Origin of the sequence: Brevundimonas sp. Bb-A (assembly GCF_009394735.1) — a bacterium.
GTDB classification, from domain to species: domain Bacteria; phylum Pseudomonadota; class Alphaproteobacteria; order Caulobacterales; family Caulobacteraceae; genus Brevundimonas; species Brevundimonas aurantiaca.
On the sequence record NZ_CP045456.1, the window covers coordinates 1,753,217 to 1,774,976 of the forward strand.

Annotated in this window: 17 protein-coding genes and 1 pseudogene; 14 read left to right on the plus strand and 4 right to left on the minus strand. The window is 66.4% G+C overall.

Translation table 11 applies throughout. From position 1 onward, the window contains the following. Positions 1 to 31 precede the first annotated feature (31 nt). Together BSP_RS08700 and BSP_RS08705 are read left to right on the plus strand one after the other, a co-directional pair. On the plus strand, positions 32 to 601 hold the full coding sequence (locus tag BSP_RS08700; protein WP_054765498.1) for an SRPBCC family protein: 570 nt from the start codon (positions 32 to 34) through the stop codon (positions 599 to 601). Between the two features lie 28 nt (positions 602 to 629). Continuing rightward, positions 630 to 1,805 carry a zinc-dependent alcohol dehydrogenase gene (locus BSP_RS08705; protein WP_152949981.1) on the plus strand — a complete coding sequence of 392 codons (1,176 nt, stop codon included), beginning with the start codon at positions 630 to 632 and terminating at the stop codon, positions 1,803 to 1,805. A 4-nt stretch (positions 1,806 to 1,809) separates the two neighbouring features. Here the strand turns inward: BSP_RS08705 and BSP_RS08710 are convergent, their stop codons facing one another. Next, positions 1,810 to 2,502, minus strand: coding sequence for a Crp/Fnr family transcriptional regulator (locus BSP_RS08710; RefSeq protein ID WP_152949983.1), 693 nt, complete (start codon positions 2,500 to 2,502; stop codon positions 1,810 to 1,812). 287 nt (positions 2,503 to 2,789) lie between these two features. Here BSP_RS08710 and BSP_RS08715 point away from each other — a divergent pair, with 287 nt between their 5' ends. The 5 genes from BSP_RS08715 to BSP_RS08735 all read left to right on the plus strand — a co-directional run bounded on the left by BSP_RS08715 (position 2,790) and on the right by BSP_RS08735 (position 5,027). Then, positions 2,790 to 3,047, plus strand: coding sequence for a hypothetical protein (locus BSP_RS08715; protein ID WP_224762172.1), 258 nt, complete (start codon positions 2,790 to 2,792; stop codon positions 3,045 to 3,047). Between the two features lie 194 nt (positions 3,048 to 3,241). Then, a complete protein-coding gene (locus BSP_RS08720) occupies positions 3,242 to 3,904 on the plus strand; it encodes a helix-turn-helix transcriptional regulator (protein WP_082382670.1) in 663 nt (220 codons plus the stop codon). Positions 3,905 to 3,967: 63 nt separating this feature from the next. After that, on the plus strand, positions 3,968 to 4,309 hold the full coding sequence (locus tag BSP_RS08725) for a hypothetical protein (protein ID WP_054765502.1): 342 nt from the start codon (positions 3,968 to 3,970) through the stop codon (positions 4,307 to 4,309). A 48-nt stretch (positions 4,310 to 4,357) separates the two neighbouring features. Continuing rightward, the gene (locus BSP_RS08730; protein ID WP_054765503.1) at positions 4,358 to 4,804 is read left to right on the plus strand and encodes a hypothetical protein; all 447 of its coding nucleotides are present in this window, start codon (positions 4,358 to 4,360) and stop codon (positions 4,802 to 4,804) included. After that, entirely contained in the window at positions 4,770 to 5,027 is a 258-nt protein-coding gene (locus BSP_RS08735) for a helix-turn-helix domain-containing protein (RefSeq protein WP_054765504.1), read from the plus strand. The genes BSP_RS08730 and BSP_RS08735 overlap by 35 nt, the downstream gene beginning before the upstream one ends. A 361-nt stretch (positions 5,028 to 5,388) precedes the next feature. Here BSP_RS08735 and BSP_RS08740 read toward each other — a convergent pair. Continuing rightward, positions 5,389 to 5,618, minus strand: a pseudogene (locus BSP_RS08740) (IS5/IS1182 family transposase); the annotation flags it as partial. A 292-nt stretch (positions 5,619 to 5,910) separates the two neighbouring features. Here BSP_RS08740 and BSP_RS08745 point away from each other — a divergent pair. From BSP_RS08745 to BSP_RS08755, 3 genes are all read left to right on the plus strand, one after another. Then, positions 5,911 to 8,874 carry a TonB-dependent receptor domain-containing protein gene (locus BSP_RS08745; protein ID WP_227975898.1) on the plus strand — a complete coding sequence of 988 codons (2,964 nt, stop codon included), beginning with the start codon at positions 5,911 to 5,913 and terminating at the stop codon, positions 8,872 to 8,874. Between the two features lie 90 nt (positions 8,875 to 8,964). Further along, complete coding sequence (locus tag BSP_RS08750; protein ID WP_152949985.1) at positions 8,965 to 9,639, plus strand: response regulator transcription factor; 675 nt, start codon at positions 8,965 to 8,967, stop codon at positions 9,637 to 9,639. 87 nt (positions 9,640 to 9,726) lie between these two features. Beyond that, positions 9,727 to 10,743, plus strand: coding sequence for a MoxR family ATPase (locus BSP_RS08755; protein WP_152949986.1), 1,017 nt, complete (start codon positions 9,727 to 9,729; stop codon positions 10,741 to 10,743). A gap of 82 nt (positions 10,744 to 10,825) precedes the next feature. On the opposite strand, the gene BSP_RS08760 is transcribed toward BSP_RS08755, so the two are convergent. Both BSP_RS08760 and BSP_RS08765 read right to left on the minus strand, forming a co-directional pair. Continuing rightward, positions 10,826 to 11,806 (minus strand): TonB-dependent receptor, encoded by a 981-nt coding sequence (locus tag BSP_RS08760; protein WP_194166951.1) that lies wholly within the window; start codon positions 11,804 to 11,806, stop codon positions 10,826 to 10,828. A gap of 396 nt (positions 11,807 to 12,202) precedes the next feature. Continuing rightward, entirely contained in the window at positions 12,203 to 14,983 is a 2,781-nt protein-coding gene (locus BSP_RS08765) for a pitrilysin family protein (protein ID WP_227975899.1), read from the minus strand. A gap of 158 nt (positions 14,984 to 15,141) precedes the next feature. Here BSP_RS08765 and BSP_RS08770 point away from each other — a divergent pair, with 158 nt between their 5' ends. From BSP_RS08770 to BSP_RS08785, 4 genes are read left to right on the plus strand one after another with little or no spacing between them, the layout of a single operon-like run. After that, entirely contained in the window at positions 15,142 to 16,611 is a 1,470-nt protein-coding gene (locus BSP_RS08770; protein WP_152949990.1) for a hypothetical protein, read from the plus strand. Further along, on the plus strand, positions 16,595 to 17,569 hold the full coding sequence (locus tag BSP_RS08775; RefSeq protein WP_152949992.1) for a DUF58 domain-containing protein: 975 nt from the start codon (positions 16,595 to 16,597) through the stop codon (positions 17,567 to 17,569). Before BSP_RS08770 ends, BSP_RS08775 begins: the two co-directional genes overlap by 17 nt. 5 nt (positions 17,570 to 17,574) lie before the next feature. Further along, a complete protein-coding gene (locus tag BSP_RS08780) occupies positions 17,575 to 19,278 on the plus strand; it encodes a hypothetical protein (RefSeq protein WP_152949994.1) in 1,704 nt (567 codons plus the stop codon). A gap of 16 nt (positions 19,279 to 19,294) precedes the next feature. Beyond that, positions 19,295 to 21,760: a VWA domain-containing protein gene (locus tag BSP_RS08785; RefSeq protein ID WP_152949995.1), complete on the plus strand. Its 2,466-nt coding sequence runs from the start codon at positions 19,295 to 19,297 to the stop codon at positions 21,758 to 21,760.

Consider the following 21,760-nt stretch of genomic DNA (forward strand, 5'->3'; position numbering starts at 1 on the left):
TCACCACGTTCAGCCGATCGGAGCTAAGTCCATGTCTTATAGTGACGTTTCAACCGACGCCGACGTCGGATCGACCGCCTTCCTTGAAGAGGATCGGCAAGAGGGCGACCATGACTCTTCAAGTCTGCGTGCGGCCCTGATCAACCGGCCGAGGCAGGAACTCTATGACTACTGGCGGGAGTTTCGAAACCTGCCCAGCTTCATGGAGAATGTGAAGGCCGTCGAAATTCTGGACGGGCGTCGCTCGCAATGGACCATAGCCGGCCCCGCCGGCGCCGACTTCGACCTGGTCTGCGAAATCACCGAGGATCGCCCTGGCGAGCGGATCGCCTGGACCTCTTCCGAGGGCTCTGACGTCGATCACGAGGGCTGGGTCGATTTCAAGGACAACCCCTTCGGCCGCGGCACGGAGGTCCGGGTCTTCATCAGCTATGATCCGCCTGCGGGGGTGGTGGGCAAGGTGGTCGCCAAGGTGATGCAGCGCGAGCCCAGGGTTCAGGCCCGGCGCGAGCTTCGCCGCTTCAAACAGCTGATGGAAACGGGGGAGGTTTCGACCTCCAAGGCGCCCGAGGCGGCGCCCCGCGCCTCGCGCCACCTCTGATCCTTTTCCCTCGAACCAAGGAGCCCCAATGCGCGCCCTCACATGGCACGGCAAACACAATGTCCAGGTGGATACGGTCCCTGACCCCCAGATCGTCAATCCCAGGGACGCCATCATCAAGATCACGGCGACCGCCATCTGCGGCTCGGACCTGCACCTCTACGACAGCATGATCCCCGGCATGTCCAACGGAGACATCCTGGGACATGAGTTCATGGGGGAGGTGGTGGAGGTCGGCCGAGGCAACACCAGCCTGAAGAAGGGCGATCGCGTCGTTGTTCCCTTCGTCATCGCCTGCGGCCAGTGCTTCTTCTGCGAACGGTCGATGCCGGCCGCCTGCGACAATTCCAATCCCGCCGACAAGGCCGACGCCACCGAGATCGCCTACGGCCACTCCGTCGCGGGCCTGTTCGGCTATTCGCACCTGACCGGCGGCTTCGCCGGGGGGCAGGCCGAATATGCGCGCGTGCCCTATTCCGACTACGGCCCGATCAAGATTCCCGACGGGATCGACGACGAGAGGGTCCTGTTTCTGTCCGACATCTATCCGACCGGTTGGATGGCGGCGGAGAACGCCCAGATCCAGCCCGGCGACACCGTCGCGGTCTGGGGCTGTGGACCGGTCGGTCTGTTCGCCATCAAGAGCGCGATCCTTCAGGGCGCCGGCCGGGTGATCGCCATCGACCGTCACCCGAACCGATTGGCCCTCGCCAAGGCCAATGGCGCAGAGGTGCTGAACTATCACGAGGTCAAGGTGCGCGAGGCCCTGATGGAGATGACGGCCGGCCTGGGCCCCGACAGCTGCATCGACGCCGTCGGCATGGAGAGCCACGGCTTCTCGCCAGACAATATCGTCGATGCGATCAAACAGGAGACCCGGCTGGGGACGGACCGCCCCCACGTGCTGCGCGAAACCATCATGGCGGTGCGCAAGGGCGGAACGGTGTCGGTCCCAGGCGTTTACGGCGGGGTGGCGGACAAATGGCCTGTGGGCGCCTTCATGGAGAAGGGGCTGACGCTGAAGACCGGCCAGACCCATGTTCAGCGCTATCTGCCGCAACTGCTGCAACTGGTGCTGGACGGCAAGATCGACACCACCGACCTGATCAGCCACCGTTTGCCGCTGGAACAGGCCCCCGAGGGCTACAAGAACTTCAAGGAAAACCAGAACGAATGGACCAAGGTGGTCCTGAAGCCGCACTGAGGCTTCAGCAGCCGCAGGCGAAGCGATGAAGGCGCGCGGGGTCGGTGACGATCATCCGACCCCGCGACAGCTTCAGCGCGCCGTCCCGCTCCAGGGCCTTGACGGCCGCATTGACGCTGGTGCGTTGAACGCCCATGGCCTGGGCCAGGATGGACTGGGTTGTGCGCAGTTCAGGGCCGGAGGTCTCGTACAGACGGCGAATCCAATTGGCCGTGCGGTGGGGCACTTGGTGGACGGCGTTGCAAGCCGCCTCGGCCTGCACCCGCGACAGACGGTCCAAGGCATGGCGGGCGAAAACGTGTTCGACCCAGGCCTGCCCCATCAGATCCGACAGATCGGTGGCCGGCGCCTCGATCCAGTGGGTGTCGATCAGAGGCAGAAAACGCACGGGATAGAAGGCGGAGGCCAACGAGGCTTCCCAACCGAACATCGCGCCTCGGCCATGAAGGCCGACGCAGGCCATGTTCTTGCGGTCGAAGGCCGCTAAGGCGCCGTCCAGCACAAAGCCGACCGCCGCACGCCCTTCCAGGCTTTCCCCGGCGCGGCCGCTCCGCATCTGACCCTTCCGTCGGACCAGATCCTGGACCTCGTCCGGCATCAGCCGCAGCACCGGGTGATCCCTCACACCTTGCGGACGATGGTCTTCCGAAATCGGATCCCGCGAGGAGACCGCGAGGGCTGAAGCGGCGTCATACATGCACCCACCCTGCACGGCGCGTAAGGCCAAGGCATTCACATGGGTTAAGCAAGGGCGGCGATCACCGCGCCTTGTGCGTTTCTTTTTCCCGTTCGGACCGGACCGCCCGGCAAGGAGGTAGGGCGAACGCCGCCCAGCCTCGGATACGGGGGTCGAGGGGCGCGCGTTTCTTTCATTGGATCATCCGGCCGCCGTGTCTGAACCGAGCGGGGCATGGACGTCCCCGTGATCCGGCCGCGGAACCCGCCGCAGCGGCTGGCCTTTCCTTAGGAACAAGGAGCCGCACGATGACGATGAAGTTTTACCAGATAGACCTGGAGCAAGGCGGGGTGACGCGAACCGTGCGCGTTCCGTCCAAGACCGATGTCCAGGCGGCCGACGCGGCCGCGCCTCTGATGAAGGCGGGCGAGCGGATCATCGCCATTCGCCAGGTCGTCGATGACGGATTGCAGAAGGCTGACGCCCTGCCGCCGGTCTCCCAGGCGGAGTCGTTCGCCGAGATCACGCCGGGCGCGGCGGCAAAGGGGCCGCCTCCCACCAGCTGACGCCGCAGCCGGCGCCGGGTCGCGCTGAAGACTGACCTGGGTAAGCTGAGGCGTTGCGCTGAAGGAGGGTTGACGGCATTGTCGGGCGGCAGACGAGTGAACCATGGCCGACCAAACAACAAACATCGACGACGCCTCTCCGCAGTTGGGGCGAGACGATTTAGTGACGATGGTTCAGGCGGTTGTCGGCTAAGGTGTCCGAGACGACGACATCGGTGAACGTCGCCCAGCGCCTGACGCCTATGGAGGCGGCCTGTCTGCGCCGTGTGCGCGACGGTCTTCAGTCGAAGGAAATCGCGCTCGAATTGGGCCGCTCCGCCAAGACCATAGACAAGCATATCGAGAACGCCTGTCGCAAACTGGGCGTCAGCAGCCGCCGGCAAGCGGCGCGCCTCTATTTCGAACCTCTACGGGACGATTCCGTAGGGGCGTCATTCCCCCTGCCCACCGCTCCCGACGCCGTCTCTGATGACGGTCGGAAAGGAGGCTTGGATGCCGCACTCGGGATGTCATCTGCCGCCCGTCACATGGGAGGAGCTGGAGGCGATCTTCGAGGATTTGGCGGCGACGAACGAGGAACGCGAGACGGCTCTGCGGTTGCTGGATCTGACACGGACCCTTCAGCCCTATCTCTCGCCGCTCGATTTGATGCGCGAGATACTCTGCATCGCGCTCGTTCTCCCCAGCGAGAACGATCGGCCGCCAAGACGGCCCGCGTTGCCGAGCGAGTTCGTGAACTGGCGATGATCCCGATCTTCGCCGCCGTCGCACTCGCCGTTCTCGCCGCCATCCTCGGAGGCAGCGTGCAGCTTCAGCTCGCTGTGCAAGCGCTCGATCGTCTGCTGTCCGGCCGCTAGGTCTCTCTTTCCGCTGATCAACAGTTGATGCGGCGCCGACAGCTCGGCGTCGGGGAGCGGACAATGCAAAGACTTGAAATCGCGCAAACGATCGCGAACGCCCTGTTTCGGGCGGAGGACCAGGCCGACCAAGGTCTGATGGCGGCGAGCGCCCTCGTCAGCCTGATGGCGGAGACGCGGCTGGATCATCGCCTTTCGGCCGTCTTGGCCGCTCAGGCCGTTTCGGAGACCACCGAGGCCATTCGGGCTTTCGGCGAAGCGCGAGCCCGTCTGGTGGCGGCCCATGCGGCGCTGGAACAGGCCGCGCCGGCGCTCATTGGGCGCGAGACCCGACTGATGGGGCCGCTGACAGGCAAGCCCGAAACCGACCAGCCCAGGACCGCTCGTCTTCGGGCCGCCGCCTGATGGTGACGCTGGACTTGCAAGGTCGGACGGCGCGCGCCACGAAGACCTATGCAATCGCTACACACGCCGCTGCAAATCGGTCTGACCGTCGCCATGGCGGTCTGCCTTCTCGTCGCCCTCTGGAAGGGCGACGGGTCGGCGCGGCTGGCGGCCTTGGGCATGGTGGCGGGGTCGGTGCTCAGCGCCTTGGTGCAGGATCGCGCCAACCCCGACGCCGCCCAGTGGCTGATCATGGGGGTGGACGCGGCCTATCTGGGGCTGTTGGCGGCGATCGCTTGGCGCAGGCCCGCGCGCTGGCTGGTCTGGGCGGCGGCGTTCCAACTCGCCCAGGCGGTGACGCATCTCAGCTTCGCGCTCAATCCGGAGATTCTCGGCCGGGCCTATATCAGCACCTCCTATGTGCTGTTCGCGGGTCTGCTCGCCGCCCTGTTCGCAGGGCTTCTGCGATCGGAGGCCGCCCATGAGCATGACGGCCGAACCGATCGACGCGACTGACCGCTATGTCGGGGACCGGTTGTCGGAGCTTCGCAAGGGCATGGGGCTGAACCTCGCCGAGCTGGCGCGGACCAGTGCGATTTCGATTGCGGAGCTGTCGGCCATCGAGGCGGGCAGGGGGAAGGTTTACAGCGCCACCCTCTGGCGTCTTTGCCGCGCCCTCCACGCCGACCTGGAAGACGTCCTTCCGCCCCGCGACCTCACGGTCAGCGGTCGCGCCTGAAGGCGTCGGACAAGTCCTGATGGAGCAGGGCGACGATGGTGGGTGATCACAGGTTCGAACTGTGCACCCGCTGATTAGGAGATGCCGATGTGGGCTCTCCAAAACCCGCAAAATCAGCGAAATTGCTCGATTTAAAATATTGATATAATTGATTATTGTCTGGCGGTGGCGTGGGCTGAAGCGAACCCAGCGAGAGCTGTCGGCCCAAGGCGCGGCGGCGCCATTCTCCTGCTCGTAAACCTGAAGCGTGAGATGCGGCGTCCGAACGGGGGCGGACCAGGAGCGACGAAGTCGGCGTTTCAGGACCGGCCGCCACCGACGTCACAGACGGCCCCCGGCTCCCCTGTCGTTCCGGAGCCCTGAGCTGACCCGCCGTCATGAAGAGGCTAATGGGCCTTCCGTTCGCATCGGTGACGGCGTGAAGCCCGGTGTTCATGCCGCCTTGCGTGCGTCCGATCAGTCGCCCGAGCCCGACTTTTTTGCCCGCAGGCTCGAAGCCGTGCCGTGCCCCTTGAGATAGGTCGCGTCGATCATGACCGTGCGGCGTTCGGTCTGAGCCCCGGACAGGCCGGCCATCATCCGGATGAAGACCTAGCCCATTGCAGTGTCGGGTTTAGAACGGCGTTTCGGGGGTTAATCGTGCCGATTGTGTGGCCTCGATGTTTCATCTCGCATGTATTTTCCATTGTGACGTCGGCAAAGCGACGCCGCTTGCAGAGCGGCGCTCCGCAGCCAGATTGGTGCAAGCTTCACGACGTAACGGTGACGGTGTCGCGACAAATCGTGGCTACGGCCGTCCTCGGCTGCAGTCCTCAGGGTTTGTCGCTCGGAGGTGAAGCTGCGCCGGTACGACCGGCAGGGGGATGACATGACTGCAAGACCGATGAGTACTTCGATGCTGGCCCTGATGATTTGCGCATCGGCGGGCGGCGCCTGGGCCCAGAGCTCGACCGAGGCCACGCTTGAACAGGCGGCGCGCGCTGCCGCTGCTCAGAAGGCGACATCCGCCGAGGCGTCGAGCGAACCCGCCGTCATCGAGGCCGTGGAGGTGACCGGCAGCCGCCTGCAGAACGGCGACGTTACGGCCGATGTCCAGGTGATCACCGCCGAAGAAATACGAGCGAGAGGGGTCACCTCGGTTGAGGAACTGATCCGCACGCTTCCTCAGAACGTCGCCAATGTCGGCGCCCTCACCAACGATCGGGCGAAGGGGCCGCTGAAGAATCGCACAGCGCCGGTGTCGCGTCTGGGCGCCCTAGGGGTTTCGGCCGCAAACCTGGGCGGCATGGGAGCGGGCAACACGCTTGTGCTGATCAACGGTCGCCGCGTCGCCGGCGCTGCGGGGATCGAGGACGGGTTCGTCAATCTGAACGGCATTCCGCTCAGCGCGGTCGAACGTGTGGAGATTCTGACGGGCGGCGCTTCGGCCGTCTATGGGGCGGATGCAACGGCGGGGGTCATTAACTTCATCCTGAGGCGAGACTTCGTCGGCGCCACCCTGACCGGCCAGGTCGAAAACTCCAACAACGGGGCGGACAACAGCAGCGTCAGCCTGTTCGCGGGCTACAGCTGGCGGGGCGGGAACCTGTCCGGCACCCTGAGCCATTCACGTCGTGATCCGATCCTCAATCGCGACGTCGGCTACGTCACCAACGACTACTCCAGCTATTACGGCGGGAACCCCAACTATGATCGTCGCTCGTTCGCACAGGGCTTGCAGCCCGGGGTGATCGACCGAAGCACGATGGCCTATGACCCCTCCACGGGGGGGCTGGTCAATAACGCGCAGGGATTGACGGTTCGTCCCGGCTTCACCGGTCGTCCTACAATGTCGGACATGGTGACCGTCGGAAGAGAGGCTCTTCCCGATTTTGTGCCGAAGTACGCCGGCAATGAGACCGAAAACACGAGCCTGTCGCTGAGCTTCGAGCAGAATCTGACCAGCCGCCTCAGCATCTTCGCCAACGGCCTATATTCTCGCGCCAAGAATACGCAGGAGATCGAGTTCTCCAGGCTGTCGATCAACCTCGCGCCCGGACAGTACTACAATCCATTCCCGGCCTATTACTTCAGCAGCTTCCAGCCGGGAGTCACGGTCTATTACAATCCGAAGGCCGAGGTCGAGGCTGGGATCCTGCCCAGCGGCAACATATCCAACACCTACGATTCCTGGAACTTCAATACGGGCCTGCGTTATCGACTGGGCGAGAACAGCCGGATCGAGTTGAACTACACGACGTCGCAGTCCGAATCGGACGGACAGCAAATGGTTTTCGGCAACCTGGTTGATCTGCGCCGCAACTCAGCGTCTCCCACCGGCGTGTCATGCTACAACTTCATGCTCGCCAACAATCGCTATGCGGCGGACGTTCGTCCCGGCATTCAAGACGCCTTCGACCGCCAGTGCAGGGCCTTGACCAGCGCGGATCCGACTCTCGCCTTCAATCCCTGGAAATCCACGGTCGATGGGGGCGGCTCCAGCGTGGTGGACTTCTATTACCGCGACGCTCGCGAGGACCGCAGCTCTCGTCTGGAGAATTACGACATCCAGATGAACGGGGTGCTCAAGACCCTGCCTGCCGGCAAGGTCTATTACGCAATCGGCGCGGAATACGCGAGCGACGGCGTCGACAGCAGCGAGGTCAAGGTCAAGACGGGCGAAGCGGTTGATCGGGATCGTTACGCCTATTTCGGCGAGTTGTCGGTGCCAATCTTCGGTCCGGACTACAACCGCTTCCTGGCGCGGTCGCTGACGCTCACCTTGGCGGCCCGCAACGACACCTATGAGACCTATGGCGCGGTCGGTACGGTCAACAAGGTTCCCATCGATCAGGGCGGGGAGCTGATCTTCGGAGAGAACACCTTCTCGCGCACGACGCCGTCCTACGGTCTGCGTTGGGAGCCTTTTGAAGGGCTGGCCTTCCGCGCCAAGTGGAGCGAGGCCTTCCAGGCCCCACCGTTCACGCAGCTGTTCGACGTGCAGGGTTCTTCGACGTTCAACACTACCATCTTCGACGACCCTCTGTTCAGCTGCATCGGCTGCATATCCTTCTATCCAACCCGCAACGCCTATACGGCCCAGGTCGTGCGTGCGCCCAACCCCGACCTACGTCCTCAGACGTCCGAACAGGAGGCCTTCGGGCTGACTTGGCGGCCAAAGGGGCGGCTGGAAGGGCTGGCGGTAGACGTCGCCTACAATCACACGGTGATCCACGACGAGTTCGCGACTCTTCAGAAACTGCTGACCCTGATGCCGAGCGCCGAGGTCCTGAAAATCGAACAATTCTATCCGCGCGATGCGACGGGACGGATCATTCGCCAACAGAACCAGATCTTCAACATCCTCGGCTCCGAGTTCGCCTCCATCAACTATGAGATCAGCTATCTGTGGCAGACGGAGTGGGGCACGTTCGAACCGCGTCTGAACGTCCTCGACAACCTGATGTCAGAACAGCAGGCGTTTGAAAACACCGCCAAGATTTCCACCCTGGGGTCGATCCTAGGGCCAGACGAGTACAAGGTGGTCGGCTCTCTGGGGTGGTACTACCACGATCTCAGCGCTAATATTTGGGCCTATTACACGCCCAGCTATCAAAACGACTACGCCATAACTACCGCTGCGGGGATCATCTCCAATCCCAAGGACCAGCAGGAGGTCGACGACTTCCTCACGTTCGACATGACGTTCGCCTGGCAGGTCGCGAACAATACGCGGCTAAACGTGGCCGGGCGCAACATCTTCGACGCCCAGCCGCCGTTCGTGGTCGTGTACAACCTTCCCTACGATGCGGCACGTTACAATGCGGCTGGACGGACTCTGTCGCTTGAACTCCAGTATACGTTCTGACTGGATGAAGAGGGGGCGGCGGCTCAGGCGGGCGCCCCCTTGTCGGGTCGGTTACGCCGGAGCCGACGTTCCATCGCCGTCGAGGGGCTCATGAGACTGCTGCTTGTCGAGGATGACGCCGACGTCGCCGAGACCCTTGTGCTTTATCTGGAGAAGCAGGGCTTCGTCGTCGATGTGGCGACCAGCCTGGCCATGGCGCGTGACGCCCTGGATGACGGCGGGTTCGATCTGGTCGTGCTGGATCGCGGCCTGCCGGACGGGGACGGGGTCTCCCTGATCGCCTGGTCCGAACAGAGAAACCGGCGCCAGAGGTTCATCGTCCTGACGGCTCTCAGCTCGATCGATCATCGGGTCGAGGGGCTGGAATCGGGGGCCGAGGATTATATCGCCAAGCCGTTCGAGCCGCGCGAATTGCTGGCGCGGATCCGCACGGCGCTGAGGCGGCCGATCGAGACGCGACGGGAGACGCGCCGGTTCGGACCTTTGATGCACGACCTGGAAAGCGGCGTCTTTTTCGTGGACGAGACGCCCCTGACCCTGCGACGCACCGAAGCCCTGGTGCTGGAGGCGCTGATGGCGCGACCCGGCGCCGTCATCCAACGTGAAACGCTTGAAGCAAGGGTCTACGGCTATGACAAGGTGGTCAACGCCAACTCGCTCGAGTCGCAAATCTCGCGTCTGCGCACCAATCTGGCGCGGCGGACCGACAAGGTGCGCATCCAGGCCGTTCGCGGCCTGGGTTATTGCCTGACCGAAGACGGCTGACTCCGCCGCTCCATCTCAAATCGCGTCAGCCTGGTGCAAGCCAAGCATGAGACACCCACTCCTATGGCTTACGAATCCGGATATTCCATGACGTCTCAGGACGATGTCGAACGCGCCCGACAGGAGGCCGCCGCGTTCAAGGAGACCTTCATCAACATCCGCGCCGAAGTCGGCCGGATGATCGTCGGCCAGGCGGATGTCGTCGACGGCGTCCTGACCGCCCTTATGGCCGGTGGCCATGTGCTGCTGGAGGGCGTGCCGGGCCTGGGCAAGACCATGTTGGTCGCCTCTTTGAGCCGAGCGGTCGATCTGCCCTTCTCGCGCATCCAGTTCACGCCGGACATGATGCCGGCCGACATCGTCGGCACCACGGTCCTGACCGAAACCGACGGCGGGGGGCATGAACTGACCTTCCAGCAGGGGCCGATCGTCTCCAACCTGGTGCTGGCGGACGAAATAAACCGCGCGACGCCCAAGACCCAGTCCGCCCTGCTGGAGGTGATGCAGGAACGCCAGGTCACGGTCGGCCGCCGCACCATCAAGATGCCGGAACCCTTCTGCGTCATGGCGACCCAGAACCCCGTGGATCAAGAGGGCACCTATCCTCTGCCCGAGGCGCAGCTGGACCGGTTCCTGTTCAAGCTGGTCGTCGGCTACCCGTCCGAGTCCGACTATCACGCCATCATTGATCGCACGACGGCGGGGCACGACGTCGTGCTGAATCCCGTCGCCGACGCCGCGACGGTGCAACGGATGCGGGCTGTCGTGCGTCAGGTGCCCGTGACGGAGGCGGCCAAGACCTATGCCATTCGCCTGGTCATGGGCACCCAGCCGGGCAGCGACTATGCGCCCGACAGCGTCAATCGCAGTGTGGCCCTGGGCGCCTCTCCGCGTGGGGTTCAGAGCCTGATGCTGGCCGCCAAGGTCCAGGCCCTGCTGGATGATCGTTTCGCCGTCAGCACCCACGATGTCGCGGCTGTGGTCATGCCCGTCCTGCGGCACCGGCTGGTGGTCAACTATCACGCCCAGGCGAACAATCTCACGGCCGACGCCCTGCTGGAGGATGTCCTGGCCCACGTCAAACGTCCGTACGCCACCGACTGACGGTCCCCATAAAGGTCAGTCGGCACGGATGTCCGAGGCGCCGCAGGGTCCTGCTTTCCCTGCGGCGCCTTTCTTTTGGGGCTCAGAAGCGCTTGGCGAACTGGATGCGAAATTGACGTCCGATGGGATCGTGATCGTCTCGGCCATAGCCGGGCGCCGGGCGGCCGTCGCCCAGGCGGGCGTCGGGACGGGCGTCGAACAGATTCTGGACTTCAACGGTGATCTGACCCCCGCCGGACAGACAACCGGATCGCGGCGCCGCCGTCGGCCCTTGAGCGCGTAGCTCGGAGGGTAGGAGGATGACGCCGAGCCGGAAATCCGCATCCGCGAAGCCGTCGACCACAAGATCGTCCGGTCCCGTCGCGTCCCCTCGCAGAGATCGGTAGCCCGCCTGCCATCGAGCGCTCGTGCTCAGGCTCCAACGGCCCCGCCGGGTTTCGGCGTTCAGGAAGAGGGTCTGGCGAGGCAGGCCGCCGCCGACGCCGGCGATCCGGTCCAGAACCGGGGCGCCGGGGCCAAAACGGGAGCGATCCGTCAGGCGGTAGGCGTAATTCAGGTTGATCTGAAGGCTCTGCGGCTCCTCATCTTCACCCCGCGGCAAGGGCAAGGCCAGACTGACCGAAGTGGATAGGTCCTCCGATGTCGCGGAAGCCAGGTTCAGCGGCCTGCGGTCGATGAAGGTGAGCCGACCCTCGGCGTCGCGGATGAAGCGTTCCGGAAAGGCGGCCTCAAGCGCGGGGGTCGGTTCGCTCAGTTGTCCGACACCGTCCTGCGTCTCGTTTCGACCGTAGCTGAGGTTCAGGAAAAGCCCCGTTTTTGTAAGGGGCCCCGCGCTGACGCTCGCCGACAAGCGATCCGATCGCTGCGCCCTCAAGTCCGGATTGCCGCCGAGCAGCGGTGTGACCTGTACGGCCTGGCCGGTCACCAGATCGAACACCGAGACAGGATCGCCGTAGACGAGAGGCGCATAGAGTTGGTCGGTCGTCGGAGCGGCGTTCGCGGTCGCATATCCCGCATTGAGCCTCAACGCCTCGATCGGGGTCCAGTTGAGATCGAGATCCAACCCGCTGCCTTCGCCTATGGAGCTGTTTAGCAGATTGCCGCCGAGGCTGAGTGAACCTCGCCAGGACCGAACTGACGTTCCCCATCCTCGTCGATCCGGCGCCACAGTGGAACGACGATGGCGCCGCGCAGACTGGTGGTCCGGGGGGTGCGATCCTCTTCAACCGCGTCGGCTTCGACCGTCGCTCGTTCCGTATCGGACCAGCTCAGCCGATGGTCCACCGACAGATTCGCTATCAGATTTCCCGTGGGCAGGGTCTTCAGCTTGCAGTTCGCGTTCAGATTCGCCCCGATGGATCATGACGCAGAGAGGAGACAAAGCCATTCGGGCGAGAACCGTGGGGGAGGGGAGATCTGGACCGGGCGCGCAAGACCCGGCCGAGCGTGTCGCTGCCGTCTAGCGTATTTTGGCCCCGTAGATGTTCCAAACCTCGACCGGCCCGAAGTTCAAGGCGCGAACAGAGGTCTCAATCTTAGAAAGGTCGCCGACAACAATCCAGGTCAGCTGTTCGGGGCGGTAGGTCCGGCGTGACCAGGCTTGGACCTGATCCAGGGTGACCGCCGACAGCCGGTCGCCGGACGAGGCGGCGCGATCATAGGGCAGGCCGTAGGCGGCCGAGCTGACGATCGACCCGAGGAAGGCGGCGTTGCCTGAGAAGGCCGACGGAAGGGCCAAGATGCGGGCGGTCCGGTCGCGGTCGATCTCGTCCTGCGTGGCGGGGCGTGCGTCGACGAAGTCGGCGATCTCCTTGCGGATCTCCGCCATGGCCTCGGCCGCGTGCTCCGCCTCGATGGCGCCGCTGACGGTGAAGAGGCGCTGGCCGACCGGGGCGTCCGACACGCCCCCAGTAAAGCCGTAGGTCCAGCCCTTGTCTTCGCGCAGGTTCATGTTCAGGCGGCTGTTGAAACCCGAACCCAGGACGGAATCGGCCAGAGCCTCGGCTGCGGACTGGTCCGGGTCGAAGGCGTCGACGACGTGGCCGGCCATTACATTTGTCTGGGTTGCTCCGGGCGCATCGACCAGAATGACGCGACCCGGTGTTCCAGCGGCGTCGGCGAGGGGCGCCAGCGGCGTCGGCGCGGTCGCGCGCCAGTCGCCGAAATATTTGCCGGCCACCGCGCGCGCCTGGTCGAGAGTAATGTCGCCGATCAGATAGAGGGTGGCGTTGTTCGGGCCCAGTTCGCGGTCGTGGAAAGCCTGGACGGCGTCGCGCGACACCTCGGCGGCGTCGGCTCGCGTGCCGATCCGGCCGTTGCGATGTCCTTCGCCCCAGACCGCACGCGCGTAGACAGGGCCTGCGGCGTTTATCGGATTGCGTTCATAGGCGTCGAACTGCGGACCGACCCCTTCCAGGGCCCGGTCGATCTCGCGCTGTGGATAGGTGGGGCGGCGAACGACTTCGGCGGCCAGGGCGAAGCCTTCGTCCAGTCGGGCGCTCAGCATTGACCAACTGACGCCGCTCTGGCGAGCCTGCGCGCCCGCCTCGATGTTAACCCCTATTCGCGAGGCTTCGCGCGCGAGACGCTCGGCGTCGTAACGTCTTGTCCCGGCGGTCATCAGGCTGAAGGCCCGGGCGGCGGCGCCACGGCCGTAGGCGTCTTCCGCCATCGAGCCGGTGGCGAACTGAAGCCGGGCGTCGACGACGGGAAGATTGGGACGGTTCGCCACCACCAGCCTCAAACCGTTCGGCAAGACCGTCTCTTCGATCCGGGGAAACTGGATCCGCGTATCGGCAGGGCCGGGTTCGGGCATCCGCGTAGGATCCGCCAGGCCGGCGACGTCGGGCGCGTGCGCCGGCTTCGGCGCCGGCCGTTGCACCAGTTCGTAATAGGGGCGCGACAGGGTCCGCGCGGTCAGGGCGCGGATCTCGTCGCGGCTCGGGCTCTGAATCCAGTCGCGTTGCTTGAGGAAGTAGGTCGGGTCGCCGCGGGTGGTTTCCCCCTCCGCCAACCACGCCCCGATGGCGGCGCTGTCCTCGAGCATCCGCAGCAGCGACAGATCCGTCGCCGAAGCGACTGTTTCCAATCGCTCGACCGACGGACCCTTTTCGTAAAAGTCTGTCAGGACCTGGTCTATGGCGGCTTCCGCAGCCTCGGGCTCTATGCCGGGCTTCAACTCCACGGACAGGCTGAAGGCGCCGGCCAGCTGACCTTCGTTGACCGAGGCGGAAACGCTGGAAGCGAGATCCATATCCTCCACCAAGGCGTCATGCAGGGGCGTGCCCTTGCCGCCCGCCAGGCTGCGTGCCGCCAGTTGAAGCAGGGTGTTGTCGCGAGAGGCGGCGGTCGAAAGAGGCCATGTGCGGGTCAGGACGGCGACAGGGATGTTCTCGTAGACCACGTCGCGCCGGATGTCGGTCATCGGGGGCGTCCAAAGCGCCGGCCGGCTGATCGGTTCGCCTTGGCGCACCCCGCCGAAATAGCGGGCCGCCTTCTCTCGGGCCGTTGCGACGTCGATGTCGCCGGCCAGAACCAAAACCGCGTTCGAGGCGCCGTAGTTGGCGGCGAACCAGGCCTTGACGTCCTCAACGGTGGCGCGATCCAGATCCTCCATCGAACCGATCGTCGTGTGGGCATAGGGATGGCCGGGGGGATAATAGCCCCGGAGGAACTGGGCTTCGGCGGCCTGTCCTGGGCCGAGCTCGCCCTGACGCTTCTCGTTCTTGACCACGGCGCGCTGCTCGTCGAGCAGAGCCTGGGTCATGCCGCTGTCCAGGTCGCCCATCCGGTCGGCCTCCATCCAAAGCGCGCGGTCGAGGGCGTTGGAAGGAACGGTCTGGAAATAGTTGGTGTAGTCGGCCGTGGTGCTGCCGTTGATGCCGGTCGCGCCGACCGCCTCGAGCGGCGGGAAATATTCGGTGGGTCGGTTGCGGGTCGGTTGGAACATCAGATGTTCAAACAGATGGGCGAAGCCGGTGCGGCCTTCCGGCTCGTCCTTCGATCCGATCCGATACCAGACGCCGACAAACACGCTCGGGGCGGTGCGGTCGGTATAGACCAGCACGGTAAGCCCGTTCGGCAGGGTGAAGCGCTCGTAGGGAATCTGCACCCTGCCGAGTTCCGCCCGTCCCGGGGCTCGACTCTGGGCTTCGGCTCGGCCGATCGCCAGAGCCGGGCCGGCAGCGACCAGCAGGGCAGCCAGGGCGACGCTCGCCGTCGTCTTGACGAATGGATGCACGGTCGACCCCTTGATCTATGGCGTTCTGCCGGCCCACCAAACATGCGAAGCTTGCCCCAGCCTTGCCGCTGCGGCGGGCGCACGCTTTCGTCTGGGCCCGGACGTCCCGTAAGGTTGGTGCAAGCTGCCCGGCCTAGGCGTTTCAGGGTGTTTCGCGTGTGCGGTTCGAGTTGGAGCGGATGATTCAGGGGGGCGATACAGGGCTGCGGCTGCGTCTGGACGCGCTCGAGGCCAAGGGGCTGCGGCTGATCCTGGATCAGGCGCGTCGCCAGGCCGTGTCGCGCGCGTTCGCCTGGGCCGCTCCCGCCTCGGCCGTCGGGGGGGGGGTCTTTGTGCTCTCCGCCCTGATCCAGCGCCCATCGCCCGTGGTCGGTCTCGCCGCCGTCGTCCTGCCGCCGCTCGTCGTGGGCGGCGTGACCTATCTGGGCGTGCGGCGCGCCCAGTCGATCGAACGTGCTGCTGCGCTCGCCCGCCTGGACCAGAGGTTCGGCATCAAGGACCGGATACAGACGGCCGACGAGTTTTCGCGGATCGCCGACCGCTCCTCCTTTCAGAGCGCCGCCCTCCAGGAGGCGTCGCCGTGGCTTGATCGAGCGGCGAACGCGCCGGTCGTCTCCACGCCGGTATTGACGGTTCGCCCGTCGCGGCTGTGGCTCTGGCTTCTTCTGGCCTTCGTGCTATTCGCCTCGGCCTTTTTCATTCCGGGCTTCGGGGCCGGGGCGAACCCGATCCAGAGCCCGGCCGACGAAACCGCAGCCCCGGCGGTCGCCTCTGTCGCCACGGCTGCGTCTAAGGCGTCGCCGGCCGTTCGGGATTTCGACGCGAACAGCGCCGTCGCCGTCCCCCGCAGCGGCGGTCAGGCAGGGCAGGCCGGCGAGGGGGAGGGCGTATCGTCGATCCTGCGCCGCCTGGCGGCCCTGTTGAGCCCGGACCGCAGCTCGGCCGGCGGTCCGCGTGCGCCGGGCAAGCCGGGGTCGGGCGGCGAAGCGGCGGCGGGCGGCGGCGAGAGCGTCGGACGCGGCGCGCTGGGCATGTCCGGGCACGGCTCTTCTCGCGGCGCCATGGCGGCCGAGCCGGAGGCCGCACGCACAACCCCGGACGACCAGGCCCCGGTCGGCGAGGCGGGCAATCAGGACCAGTCCGACATGGCTGACGCGCCGGCCAGCAGCGGACAGTCGGCGGGCGGGCGTCAGGACGCGCCCTCGGCCCGTCAGGCCGAGCCCGAGCGATCGGGGGAGGGGCGCCGGCAGAGCGGAGAGGGCAAACAGCCGGGCGGCCGCAGCCGTCGCGGCGACCAAGATCAACAGGGCGGCGAACAGAGCGGCGGCCAAGGCGAGTCCGGCCAGCGCAGCGGCGCCGACGCCGGCGCCAAGAAGGGGCGGGGCGTGTCCAGCCTGCTGCTCGCCACTCCGATGCAGGATCGTCTGGCCGGCATGGCCAGTCCCGGCCGCACCAGCACCACGACCCGGGACGGCGCGCCTCAGGCCTTTCCTGTCATTGCGGGTCAGGCCGGCGACCGCGGCGCGGCCCGGGGCGAGGCGTCGCGCACGGCGCCCCGTGCGACCTCGACGCAAGACCAGAGGCTGACGCGCGACTATTTCACCCAGAGAAATGCGAGCAGCGACTGAGATGCTGTTCCGCAAGCGCGCTCCAGTCGCCGCCTCACCTGTCGAAGACCTGGCCAAACCGCTGAGCTTCGAGACCCTGTTCGATCCCGGCTTCCTGGCGGGGCTCAAGGCCTTCTCCCTGCGGATCGCGCGGGCGCAGAAGGGCGGGCGTCTGGCCGAACAGCGCACCAATGCGCGCGGTCAGGGCGCGGAGTTCGCGGACTTCAAACCCTATGTCGCCGGCGACGATCTGCGCGCCATCGACTGGAACGTCTATCGGCGCCTGGGCAAGGTCTTCGTCCGTGTGTTCGAAGAGAGCCAGGACATGCCCGTCTATGTACTGGTCGACCGCTCGCGCAGCCTCTATGTCGAACAGCCCCCGCGCATTCACGCGGCCCAGCGCGCTGCCCTGGCCTTGTCGGCCGTGGCGCTGGATCAGCACGATTCCGTCGGCCTCTTTCCCTTCTCCGACACGATGGAGATCGAGTTCCGCGCCGTGTCCGGCAAGGCCGGTCTGGCGCGCGTGGCGCACAGCCTCGCTGCTTACGAAGCCAAGGGCGGCACCGGTCTGGCGGCGGCCTTGATGCATCTCGCCGGCATGGGCGTCCGCCAGGGGCTTGTGATCGTGATCTCCGACTTCTTCGACGAAGCAGGCATTGAGGCTGTGGTGAAGGGGCTCGAGCGTTTGCCGCACAGGCTGCTGCTTGTGCAGATCGTCAAGGCGCATGATGCTGAGCCCGAACGCCATCCGGATCTGAACGGCGACGTGCTGATGGACGATGGAGAGACCCCCGCGCCGGCGTCCCTGACCATCACCCCCGAGCTGATCGCGCGCTACAAGGCGGCCTACGGCGTGTTCGACCGCGCCCTGGTCGACTTCGCCCGCGCCCGAGGCGCCGGCCTGGCGCGGATCGACGCCGATGCACCCGTGACGGAGCAACTGGCGACCCTGTTCGAAGGCGGAGCGGTCCGGCTGTGAGCTTCTTGTCGCTCCCTCTCTGGGCGGTCCTGATCGGCGCCGGCGCTCTGGCGGGCCTGTTGTTCGTGCTGCAGATTCTGAAGGCGCGCCAAAAGCGGGTGCGGATCGCCGCCGCCGGCCTCTGGGCCCAGGCCGCGCGGGTCGCGCCCTTGCGTGTGTTTCGCCAGAGGTTCCAGCGCTGGCTCGCCTATCTTTTGGTGCTGGCCATTGCTTTGCTGCTCTGGACGGCAGGGGCGCGACCGGAGCTTTCGCCCCGTCGCGACACGGCGCGCCATGTCTTCTATCTGGACGCCACTGCGGGTCTGACCGGTTCTGACCAGTTCGACCGCGCCCGCCGCGCCCTCATCGCCGATGTCCGGGCGACCGAGCCGTCCCGACGGACGGTCTATCTAGGGGACGCGACAGGCACGCGGTTGTTGCGACCCGGCGAGAACATCGCTCTGTTGAACCGGCGCCTCGAAGGCGTGAAGCCTGAGGCCCGCCCGTCCGACTTCTCCCGCTTTGTCGCCTTGGGGCCCGTCGATCCGATGGCTGCGGCCTCGGAAGGCGAGCGGACGATCCTCCATTACTACGGCGCATGGACCTCGGGCGCGGCTGCGCGTCCGGCTGCAGGCGTCGAAAGGGTCTGGGGCTATCTGGCCGAGCCCGTCCCCGGCAACCGCGGCGTCGTCGTCCTGGGCGCGCGTCCGGCCGTGTCCGGAGCTGCGGATCGCGCCGACATCCTGATCCAGGCCGTGGATGCGCGCGGAGCGGCCCTGCCGCCGGAAGAGTTGCGGTTCAGCCGCGACGGCCGCGACGTCTCGATGACGCCGTCGGTCCTTGCGGGAGGCGCCTTGATCCTTCGGGACGTGGCGGCCGACGGAAGCCTCTTCGGCGTGCGTCTGGCGCGCGGCGACGCCTTTCCGGCCGATGATCGGGCGGCGCTGAGGCTCCCGGCGCGAGGCGGGCTGAAGGTGGCTCTTTCAGCCGGAACGCCGGCCGCCCTGCGGCAGGTGGTGGGTCTGGACGCAGGGCTGTCCGAGGTCGCAGTCGATCAGGCCGATGTGGTAGTTCGGCGCGCCGACGAGGTCTTCGGCGCCGACCGGCCCGCGTTCGTCCTGAGCGGAACCGACGCGCCGGCCTTCCGCCTGACCTATGCGGCGGACGAAGCCGCGCCCGATCTGGCCTCCGAGTCCGAGACCCTGGGGCTGGCGGATCTGGACGCCGCAGCCTTGGCGAGAAGGACCAACCGCCCCGTCGGCGTGGAATCCAACGCCGGCGCGCGGCGGGGCCTTTCGGTCTGGTCGGCGCTGTTCGATCAGGGGGGCGGTTTCACCACCTCGGCCGATTTCCCGGTCTTCGTCTCACGCTCGCTTCGATGGCTGTCCGACCCTGAACCCTGGATCGCCTACGCGGCCGCCGGGACGACCTTGGTCGATCAGTCGGATCTCTACGGACTCGCGGCGGATCGGCGCCTTGCGGCGCGGGCGTTGAACGGCGACCTCTATCTGGGCGGGGCCGGGCAGATCCGTATCGGCGACCTTCCGGTCAGCGTGTCCCTGCTGGACCGGGCGACGACCTTGGATGCGGCGCGTCCTCGACCGGCGGACATGGTCGTCGCGCCGGTGCGCGGGGCGGCCGTCGATCTCCTCTTCACCCTGTTGGTGCTGCTGGCCGGTCTGTTGCTGACGCTGGAATGGCGGTTGCACCAGCGCGGTGTCCTGGCCTGAGATTCTGATCGTGTCCTTGACCTTTCTTCATCCCGAGGCCGGTTGGCTTCTGCTTCTGCTGCCCGTCTTCGTCTGGTGGGCGCGCAAGGCCGCCCCCTTGCGCCTGGCTCTGCGTCTCGCCGTCTTTGCAGCCCTGATCGCCGCCTTGGCCCAACCAAGTCTGATCTATCCCAGGCGCGGCGCGCCGCAGGTCTTCGTCGTGGATCAGGGCGACCGCCTGTCTCCGGCGGTGCGCGAGCAGGTGCGCGAGGCTGTGACCGCCGCCGTCGCCCGTCGCCGGGCCGACGGCCCGGTCACCGTGATCCAACGCGGCGGGGCGCCGTTGAAGCTGCGCGCCGATCGCTTCGTTCTTCTGGGCGCCAAACCGAGCGACGACTCTCTGACCAAGGCCCTGGCCCTGGCCTTGAACGTCCTTCCCCAGGGCGCAAAAGGGCGCATCACCCTGGTCAGCGACGGTCTGAGCACGGACCGTGACTGGGGGCGCGCCGTCGACGGGCTGCTGTCGCGGGGCGTGGCGGTCGATACGGTGACCCTGGCGGCCGGCCGACAAGACGCCTTCATCGCCCGGGTCGCGACCCCGGTCGTCGGAGCCGGTGAACACATTCCCTTGCACGTCGGATTGGAAGGCGCGGGGCAGGGCCTGTCTATCGCGGTCTTTGACGGAGCACGTCGGGTCGCGGCGATCGGTCCATTCGATCTGGACGGCGCCTTGACCGTCTCCCTGTCTCTGCCGGGGGAGCCTTCCGGCTATCACGCCTTGCGGCTTGAGCTGTCGCGCGACGGCCAGGTGGTCAGTCGCTATCAAACCGACTTGGCCGTTCAGGATCCCCTGCCCCTTCTCTACGCCAACGGACGTCAGGCCGGCGCGGGCGCAGCCCTGCAACGGTTGCTTGGCGACGGGGTACGGGTCGAAACCCGAGCCCCTGCGACCCTGGGAACGATGAATCTGGCCGCCTATCGGGCCGTCATGCTGGACGACGTTCCAGCCTCGGCTTTGTCGGCTTCCAGTCAGGCTCGCCTTGTCGCCGCCGTGCGCGAGGGCGGCCTGGGCCTTGTGGTTTCGGGCGGCGAGGCGGCCTTTGCGCCGGGCGGCTATGCCGACACGCCCCTGGCGGCGGCCCTGCCGGTCGAGATCAGACAGGATGAGCTGACCGAGGATCCCAGCGTGGCCCTGGCGGTGGTCATCGACACCTCGGGGTCCATGTTGGGGGCGCCTCTGGATCTGGGCAAACAGGTTGCCCGCCTGGCCGTGCGCAAACTGACCCCTGCCGACAGCGTCGGCGTGGTCGAATTCTACGGCGGACGCCAGTGGGTCGCCCCTATGCAGCCCGCGCGAGACATTCCCGAGGTCGAGCGCGCCATCGGCCGCGTCCAGGCCCAGGGCGGCAGCGAACACCTGTTCGGCGCCCTGCAGGAAGCCTATTACGGTCTGCAGAACACCCAGGCCCGATATCGCCATATCCTGGTCATTTCCGACGCCGGTGTGAACGCTGATCGCTATCCGCAGCTGATCCGCCATATCGCCGAGGATCAGGTGAGCGTCTCCACCGTCCTGGTGGGAGGCAGCGCTGAGGGCGAGGCTCGCATGGCCCAGTGGGCCCGTCTGGGGCGCGGTCGCTTCTATGTGGTCAATGACGAGTTCAGCCTGGTCGAGATCAACCTGAAACAGCCGCAGCAGAAGCCCGAGCCCGGCGTAAAGCGCGGTGGTTTCGTCCTTGCCGCATCGGCCCCGGCTTACGGATGGAGCGGTCTGACCGCCCCGCCGCCGGCGCTCGACGGCTACGCCCGCGTCGGGGGGCGGCCCCTGGCCGACACCCTGCTGCGGACGGGGACCGGCGATCCTGTCTTGGCCAGCTGGCAGTGGGGCGCGGGGCGGGTGACGGCCTTGATGACCGAGCCGGTGGGCGAGGGCGCGGCCGGTTGGCGCAATTGGGACGGCTATGGCGACTGGCTGAGACGGTTGATCGCGCGAACGGCGGATAGGCGCCCTGACTGGGACGTGCGTCTCGGCCGTGTCGGCGGACAGGTGTCGATCGTCGCGCAGCGGGTGCGCGGCGGTGGAGACGGCGTCCCAAGCTTGCGTCTCCTCGGCGACGGGGGCGGGGAGCAGTTTCTGGCGCCGGTCGCACGCGCCCCCGGACTTTTCACGGCGACCGTTCAGGTCGCGTCTGACCGGCCGGTGCGTGTGGAGGTCCGTGAAGCCGAAAGCGTGACACGCGCCGCCCTGCCGGCCTTTGCTGGCGGCGACCCGGACCGTCCCCTGTCCGAAGCCGACGCCATGCCGCTCGATCAACTGTCGCGCCTGACCGGGGGCGAGGCGTTCGACACCGTTGCGGCGCTTGCCGCCAAGCCAGGCGCCCACGGTGAGGAGGCGGCCGCCCTGGATCTTTGGGGCTGGCTGTGCTGGCTGGCCCTGGCCCTGTATCTGGCCGACATTCTGTATCGCCGTTGGCCGCCTCGGCGGACCGCCGCGGGAGCCTGA

Bases quoted from the DNA above. Each gene is read 5' to 3' on its own strand.
- BSP_RS08745 (WP_227975898.1), top strand. From the start codon at position 5,911: ATGAGTACTTCGATGCTGGCCCTGATGATTTGCGCATCGGCGGGCGGC.
- BSP_RS08755 (WP_152949986.1), top strand. From the start codon at position 9,727: ATGACGTCTCAGGACGATGTCGAACGCGCCCGACAGGAGGCCGCCGCG.
- BSP_RS08735 (WP_054765504.1), top strand. From the start codon at position 4,770: ATGAGCATGACGGCCGAACCGATCGACGCGACTGACCGCTATGTCGGG.
- BSP_RS08700 (WP_054765498.1), top strand. From the start codon at position 32: ATGTCTTATAGTGACGTTTCAACCGACGCCGACGTCGGATCGACCGCC.
- BSP_RS08725 (WP_054765502.1), top strand. From the start codon at position 3,968: ATGCAAAGACTTGAAATCGCGCAAACGATCGCGAACGCCCTGTTTCGG.
- BSP_RS08750 (WP_152949985.1), top strand. From the start codon at position 8,965: ATGAGACTGCTGCTTGTCGAGGATGACGCCGACGTCGCCGAGACCCTT.
- BSP_RS08710 (WP_152949983.1), bottom strand. From the start codon at position 2,502: ATGTATGACGCCGCTTCAGCCCTCGCGGTCTCCTCGCGGGATCCGATT.
- BSP_RS08705 (WP_152949981.1), top strand. From the start codon at position 630: ATGCGCGCCCTCACATGGCACGGCAAACACAATGTCCAGGTGGATACG.
- BSP_RS08730 (WP_054765503.1), top strand. From the start codon at position 4,358: ATGCAATCGCTACACACGCCGCTGCAAATCGGTCTGACCGTCGCCATG.
- BSP_RS08715 (WP_224762172.1), top strand. From the start codon at position 2,790: ATGACGATGAAGTTTTACCAGATAGACCTGGAGCAAGGCGGGGTGACG.
- BSP_RS08775 (WP_152949992.1), top strand. From the start codon at position 16,595: ATGCGAGCAGCGACTGAGATGCTGTTCCGCAAGCGCGCTCCAGTCGCC.